We start from the raw sequence: 6562 nt of genomic DNA, 5'->3' as shown, positions 1-6562 counted from the left end.
GTAAGCGATGGCTTGGCGGATTTTACGGTAAAACAACAGGGCGGAATCAGGCCGGATACCGGGTGTACCGGCAGCTGCACGGGCCGTTACTTCCGATACAGAAAATTGAAGAATTTTTTCCGTGTAGATTTGCTTGGTTTGCAATGGGTTACCTTCATTTTTTAATGTATAACCCGATTGCTCATCTGCGTCAGCTCCTTGTTTTAAATTCAATCTTTCCAGACGGCTTGTGTTATGATTCGGCGGTTGAATGAAGAGAAATTTTATGGATAAAACCGTATACCTTTACACCGACGGCGCATGCAAAGGCAATCCGGGCAAGGGCGGCTGGGGCGTGTTGATGCGCTACGGCGAACACGAAAAAGAGCTGTTCGGCGGCGAAGCCGAAACCACCAACAACCGCATGGAACTTACCGCCGTCATCGAAGGCTTGAAAAGCTTGAAACGCCGTTGCACGGTGCAAATCTGCACCGACTCGCAGTATGTCAAAAACGGCATGGAAAGCTGGATTAACGGCTGGAAGAAAAACGGCTGGAAAACCGCCTCTAAAAAGCCGGTAAAAAACGATGATTTGTGGAAAACGCTCGATGAATTGGTGAATCGGCACGATGTTCGCTGGACATGGGTCAAAGGCCATGCAGGACACGCCGAAAATGACCGTGCCGACGAATTGGCCAACCGCGGTGCGGCGCAGTTCATGTAAGCCGGCCCCAAGACCCCCGAAAAAAATCCTACAAAAATACTGCCGTCCCACCCGACAAATTGCCACATTTTTCTAAAATTATGTCAAAAGGCCGTCCGGAAAGATGATTCAGACGGCCTTTTCCCTTAGAATATATCCTCCGATTCGATCGATTTCATAAGGATTGCCATGAGTTGCCCGATTTGCCATGCAGAAAATGAAGATATTTTGCTGCAAACGCCGAATCTGCGTGTGGTTGCCGTACACGACGAAGCCGGCTCGCCTGCTTTCTGCCGCGTGATTTGGCAGAATCATGTCGCTGAAATGACCGACTTGCCGAAGGCGCAGCGCGATGAAATCATGGCGATGGTGTACCGTGTAGAGTCAGCCATGCGCCAAGTGTTGAAACCGGCCAAAATCAATTTGGCGAGCTTGGGCAATGTCGTGCCGCACCTTCATTGGCATGTGATTGCGCGTTTTAAAAACGATGCCAATTTTCCGGCACCAATTTGGGCAAAGGCCACCCGCGGTCATGAAATGACGCTGCCGCAAGATTGGACGCAGCAGGTCAAAACCTTGCTGGTTTAAGTTTCAGACGACCTTTTGGGTATCTGAACAGACCGTCTGAAAATATTTTAATCAACATTACTTATCGCGGAAACAATCAATAAAATAACGGATACAAGGCAGCCTGCCGCAAACAGTACACGCAGTACCGAACCGTTTCTATTGCTGTTTCGGCGGTTTGCAAACTCGTTCTCTTTGGGTTAAGGCAGGACAACGTCAAATCGGTTTTTAGTGATTTCGCCATATCAAGCCGCCTGCTTTCAGACGGCCCATACCGGCAGTTCTGCCCGTCCCATCAAAAAGGATGTTTTATGTCTTGGAAACCTTCCCGCCGCCATTTTCTGCGCACTTCGGCTGCAGTCGCCGGCGCAGGATTGCTGCAAGCCTGCGGCACCGGCTCTCCCCAAAAAACCACTGTTAACCGTACCCCGTCAAGAAGCCAAACCGTGCAACCCCGCCGCTCCCAACCTGCCCGCTCCGGCGACAATATTTTGCGTGTCGTCGCGCCTTCCGGCTTTGCCGAATCTTACGACCATGTCAATGTCGGTCTGACCCGCCTGTACAACGCCGGTTTTACCGTCACCAACCAGCAGGCCGGTTCGCGCCGTTATCAGCGTTTTGCCGGAACTGACGCCGAGCGTATCAACGATTTCCAAGAAGTCGCCAGCGGCCGTGTGAAAACGCCTAAAGTATTGATGGGCTTGCGCGGCGGCTATGGCGCAGCGCGTTTGTTGCCGGGCATTGATTTTGCTTCGTTGGGCGCGCGGATGCGTGAACGCGGCACATTGTTTTTAGGCTTCAGCGACGTATGCGCCGTGCAACTGGCGCTGCTGGCCAAAGGCAATATGATGAGTTTTGCAGGCCCGATGGTCTACAGCGAATTCGGCAAACCCAACCCGAGCGTCTATACCATGGATTTGTTTATTCGCGGTACCACCAGCGCCACCAATACCCTCGACATCGCGGCTATCCAGCGCAGTGATGTCAACGTAGAAGGTACGCTGTGGGGCGGCAACCTGAGTGTTTTGGCTTCACTGGCGGGAACGGCTTATATGCCGGATATCCAAGGTGGCATTCTGTTTATTGAAGACGTAGGTGAGCAGCCTTACCGCATCGAACGTATGCTCAACACGCTGTATTTATCCGGAGTTTTGAAAAAGCAACGCGCGATTATCTTTGGTGATTTCCGCATGGGCACCATCCGCGATGTGTATGACTCGAGTTATGATTTGTCGGCGGTCATCAACCAAATCTACCGGGTGACACGCGTACCGGTGTTGAGTGGCTTCCCGTTCGGCCACATCACCAATAAAGCCACTTTCCCATTAGGCGCACACGCCAAAGTGCGCAGCAACGGCAGCGGCGGCTATTCAGTGACGTTCAGTGGCTACCCGACCTTAAATGCCGCCAGCCTCAGCCTCGACACACTGTTACCGCCACCGATGCCGAGCTTTGATGCTTCTTATTACGACATGATTACCGAAGAAGTGATTGAATAATTTTGAATACTTTAATATAAAGGCCGTCTGAACCTATTTTGCAGACGGCCTTTCCTTCTCATTCCTCAAACTGCCGTACCAAAGCTTCAAAAAGGAGGTCAAACACCCGTTTTACCCTTGCAGTATTGCGGTGGCGGCGCGGACGGTAAACATAAAGCTGCCAATCAAGCGTTACCTCTTCTTTTGCCAATACAGCTTTCAAACGGCCTTGCCGGATATGCGTCCGCACCGACCACGCGGCAAACTGCCCTGCCGCCCGCCCTTGCAGCACCGCTTGCAGCGCATGTGCCGAATTAGGCGTAATAAAGGCAGGGCGTTCGGGAATAAAACTGCCGTCGGCATAATCATATTCGAACAACCTGCCACTATTGAGATTGAGCAAACCTGCCAATGGAAAACGCATACGCAAATCCGCCGTGTTTCGCGGTTCGCCCATACAGCCGATCAAATCAGGGGCCATCACGGTTTGCAGCTGCAGCGGTGCAACGGATTTGACAATAAAATCATTCTCTTGGGGCACACCCACGCGCACGCCGACATCAATCTGGTCGCGGTCGGCATTAGCCAGCGCATTGTCTCCGCGCCAATCCGGCACAATCTCAGGATAATCGCGCAAACCTTCCAATACGTATTCCAATAACCCGAAATCATCCACTTCCGGCAACGCCACGCGCACCAATCCGGCCTCAACTTCACGCTCTTTCCGGTCAAACTGTTGAAACAACGCATCTGTATGCGACAGTGCAGTTTTCGCCTCGGCATAAACCTGCCTGCCAAACGGCGTGATGGCGGAAGTCCGGGTATTGCGTACAAACAGCAGATCGCCGAATTCCTGCTCCAAAAACGACACAGCACGGGTTACGGCCTGCGGCGACACACCCAAATGCAACGCGGTTTGACGAAAATTACCACTTTCAGCAGCGGCACAAAAAAGACGCAGGGCTTCAAGTTTGTTCATGATGGGAGGCCGTCTGAAAACAGGCACAGGTGTTCAAATGATTTCATCTTTTATACCTAAAATAAATAAACGCGGGCAGGCCGGATGGGGAAACCCGATATTTGCAGGTAGTCCAACGGTTTTCTCAGGCCTGGAACCCAAACTGGCCGAATCGTCAAGGTCGTTTGAATCTTCTGGCACGGGAATAAAACCAAGCGGCAAACCGAAAAACGCAGGAAAATGGCAAAGCAACGCCGGAAAAGCCTGTGCCGCCAAGCCGTATGCCCTACATATCCGCTACCGAAAATGTTTAAAAATTATAACAAAAATAGGAATACAGTAAACCAATAATATTAATTTACGGAACAATTCAACCTGTCTACAATCCATTCCGTCACATACCCAAACTCGGAGTCCCCATTATGCAACGCCGAACTTTCTTAACATCCTTGGCCACTGCTGCATTTTTCAGCACTATTTTAACCTTCCCCGCACAAGGAAAACCGAATATGAATACCGCCAACACCCATGCACAAAATCCGACCCTGCCCGTTTCCATGGTTAAAGAATGGGACAAAATCTTTCCCAAATCCGACAAAGTGACCCATCAGAAAGTATCATTCAAAAACCGCTACGGCATCACGCTTGTCGGCGATTTGTACATCCCGAAAAATATCCGTGGCAAATTACCTGCCATCGCCGTATCTGGTCCGTTTGGTGCAGTCAAAGAACAAAGCTCCGGTATTTACGCACAGGATTTGGCCGAACGCGGCTTCATCACGCTCGCATTTGACGGCAGCTACACCGGCGAGAGCGGCGGCGAACCACGCAATGTCGCCAGCCCCGACATCAACACCGAAGACTTCAGTGCCGCCGTGGATTATCTGTCCAATCACGACCTTGTCAATCAAAACGCCGTCGGCATTCTCGGTATCTGCGGCTGGGGCGGCTTCGCACTTAACGCCGCGATTGCCGACACTCGCGTCAAAGCCGTCGCCGTCAGCACCATGTACGACATGACCCGCGTTATGGCAAAAGGCTATAACGACAGCGTAGATGCACAAGGCCGTCTGAAAATGAAACAAGACTTAAACACCGCACGCACTGCCGCATTCCGCAACAACCATGCTGATTTGGGCGATCCTGCCCTGCACTTGACCCCGCAAGAGCAAATCACTGCCGAAACGCCCCAATTCGTGCGCGAATATTCCGGTTTTTACAAAACCAAACGCGGTTTCCATCCGCGCAGCATCAACTCCAACAGCGCATGGACAACCACCAATGCCTTATCGTTCGTCAATATGCCGATACTGCAATATGCCGCCGAAATGACCTCACCCGCACTGGTGGTACACGGAGGAAACGCCCATTCGCGCTACTTCGGCGAAGATGCTTTTAAAGCACTGGGCAGTAAAAATAAAGAACTGGTGATTATTCCCGGCGCAACCCACGTGGATTTGTACGATAAGCAGTCAGGCAAAATTCCGTTTGACAAATTTGCAGCGTTTTACAAAGCGAATTTAAAATAAACCATTGAAAAAATGACGCTTGATACCGATCCTTAAAAACAGCCGTTTGAATTAGAAATGAAAGAGAAACAGCAAACCGAAGCCGGCATCGCCTCATTTTAAAATCAAACGGCTGCCCGCCGTCTCACGTACAGAGTTCATCCGGCAACCTGTTTGCGCAGCAGATTTTCGGCCGTCTGTATCCGGAAATCTGCTTTATATCCCATCGCTGGCGACCTGCGCAGCAACGTCGGCCGGCACTTCTACCCCAACCGCTGTTTCCAATTTATTTTTTAAGCAATATAGAAACTGATAGCCGGATATGGCCGGCATATCCGGGTCAGCCTGAATACTCGGGTGCCGGACCATAAAAATCTTTGGGCTGTTCTAGATAACTAAAGTTATTCAAAAACATTTAAATAACCTGATGAGAAAAAGCTGCCTAAACCCTTATAAATAAAAAACTAATTGAGCTGCTCGTTGCTGGTATTACTGCACGTACGGCTGCTGAGCCGGCTGGGGTCAACTGCAATACAGCGGCCTATAACCTTTCACCGTTTACGGTCGCTGATTTACCGACACAGCCGATATTTGGAAATGCCCGATGGCGAAATGGAGGCCATGAAAGTTATTTTAGCGGACACCGTAAAGGTAAGTACGGTCATGCCGCTGCCGGAAAGCCGCTGTATTCGGGCTTTTGAAGTGTGCCGGCAAGATCTATACCGTTGCTGTTCCGGATACTCAAACCGCTACCTTGCTGCCGATTATCCGCGAGAAAATGAAGCCTGACAACATTGTTTGCACTGACTTTTACCGCGGCTACAACGTGTTGGATGTAGGCAGGTTCAGTCACTTCCGAATCAACCACAGCACGCATTTTGCCGAACAGCATAACCACATTAATGGGATTGGGAATTTTTGAAATCAGGCAAAACACCATTTACGTCAGTCCGACAGCATTCCTAAAGCCATTTTGAGCTGTATTTGAAGGAGGGTGAACGGGATTTTAACAACAGTGGAATAAAGTCCCAATTATTCGTTTTAAAACAATTGGTAAGAAAATATTTGTCCTAGTTATTAAAGACAGCCCCAAATCTTTTTTTATCTGTTTGTCAACCTTATCGCTGATTAACTTAAAAATGAACACACGAGGTAGGTCGGATACCTCATGTCGTCATGATCCATTTAATTAGCTATTATTTTAATAATCAATCGAAAATTTTGGCATATTAGATATTAGGAAAAAAAGATGCCAAAAGCCGCTGTAGCCCTTATCCTGCAAAGCTTTAAACAGAGTCAAAGGCTTTGAACACAAAAAATGCTTTTTCTGCGGCTTAAAACACGTCAAAAAAAACAGCCGGCAAAACGG

6 protein-coding genes and 2 pseudogenes are annotated in these 6562 nt (G+C 49.6%); 5 read left to right on the top strand and 3 right to left on the bottom strand.

Translation table 11 applies throughout. From position 1 onward, the window contains the following. Positions 1 to 158, bottom strand: a pseudogene (locus C7N83_RS16330) (IS1595 family transposase); the annotation flags it as partial. 107 nt (positions 159 to 265) lie between these two features. On the opposite strand from C7N83_RS16330, the gene rnhA reads away from it, so the two are divergent. From rnhA to C7N83_RS12490, 3 genes are all read left to right on the top strand, one after another. Beyond that, positions 266 to 703 (top strand): ribonuclease HI, encoded by a 438-nt coding sequence (rnhA, locus tag C7N83_RS12500; protein ID WP_106743040.1) that lies wholly within the window; start codon positions 266 to 268, stop codon positions 701 to 703. A gap of 168 nt (positions 704 to 871) precedes the next feature. Beyond that, on the top strand, positions 872 to 1270 hold the full coding sequence (locus tag C7N83_RS12495; protein ID WP_106743038.1) for an HIT family protein: 399 nt from the start codon (positions 872 to 874) through the stop codon (positions 1268 to 1270). Positions 1271 to 1560: 290 nt separating this feature from the next. Then, a complete protein-coding gene (locus tag C7N83_RS12490) occupies positions 1561 to 2748 on the top strand; it encodes an LD-carboxypeptidase (RefSeq protein WP_106743037.1) in 1188 nt (395 codons plus the stop codon). 58 nt (positions 2749 to 2806) lie between these two features. On the opposite strand, the gene C7N83_RS12485 is transcribed toward C7N83_RS12490, so the two are convergent. Both C7N83_RS12485 and C7N83_RS14345 read right to left on the bottom strand, forming a co-directional pair. Continuing rightward, on the bottom strand, positions 2807 to 3706 hold the full coding sequence (locus tag C7N83_RS12485; protein WP_106743035.1) for a LysR family transcriptional regulator: 900 nt from the start codon (positions 3704 to 3706) through the stop codon (positions 2807 to 2809). Between the two features lie 33 nt (positions 3707 to 3739). Continuing rightward, positions 3740 to 3961, bottom strand: coding sequence for a hypothetical protein (locus C7N83_RS14345; RefSeq protein ID WP_146135160.1), 222 nt, complete (start codon positions 3959 to 3961; stop codon positions 3740 to 3742). Positions 3962 to 4107: 146 nt separating this feature from the next. Between C7N83_RS14345 and C7N83_RS12475 the strand changes: the two genes are divergently transcribed. Continuing rightward, positions 4108 to 5214, top strand: a complete 1107-nt coding sequence (locus C7N83_RS12475) for an alpha/beta hydrolase (RefSeq protein ID WP_106743032.1) — start codon at positions 4108 to 4110, stop codon at positions 5212 to 5214. A gap of 406 nt (positions 5215 to 5620) precedes the next feature. Then, positions 5621 to 6267: pseudogene (locus C7N83_RS12470) on the top strand (IS1595 family transposase). Positions 6268 to 6562 lie beyond the last annotated feature (295 nt).

Source organism: Neisseria iguanae (genome assembly GCF_003013245.1).
Taxonomy (GTDB): domain Bacteria; phylum Pseudomonadota; class Gammaproteobacteria; order Burkholderiales; family Neisseriaceae; genus Neisseria; species Neisseria iguanae.
Note: the sequence above shows the minus strand (reverse complement) of the source record. Positions and strands in the feature narration are given on the sequence as shown.

Bases quoted from the DNA above. Each gene is read 5' to 3' on its own strand.
- rnhA (WP_106743040.1), top strand. From the start codon at position 266: ATGGATAAAACCGTATACCTTTACACCGACGGCGCATGCAAAGGCAAT.
- C7N83_RS12495 (WP_106743038.1), top strand. From the start codon at position 872: ATGAGTTGCCCGATTTGCCATGCAGAAAATGAAGATATTTTGCTGCAA.
- C7N83_RS12490 (WP_106743037.1), top strand. From the start codon at position 1,561: ATGTCTTGGAAACCTTCCCGCCGCCATTTTCTGCGCACTTCGGCTGCA.
- C7N83_RS12485 (WP_106743035.1), bottom strand. From the start codon at position 3,706: ATGAACAAACTTGAAGCCCTGCGTCTTTTTTGTGCCGCTGCTGAAAGT.
- C7N83_RS12475 (WP_106743032.1), top strand. From the start codon at position 4,108: ATGCAACGCCGAACTTTCTTAACATCCTTGGCCACTGCTGCATTTTTC.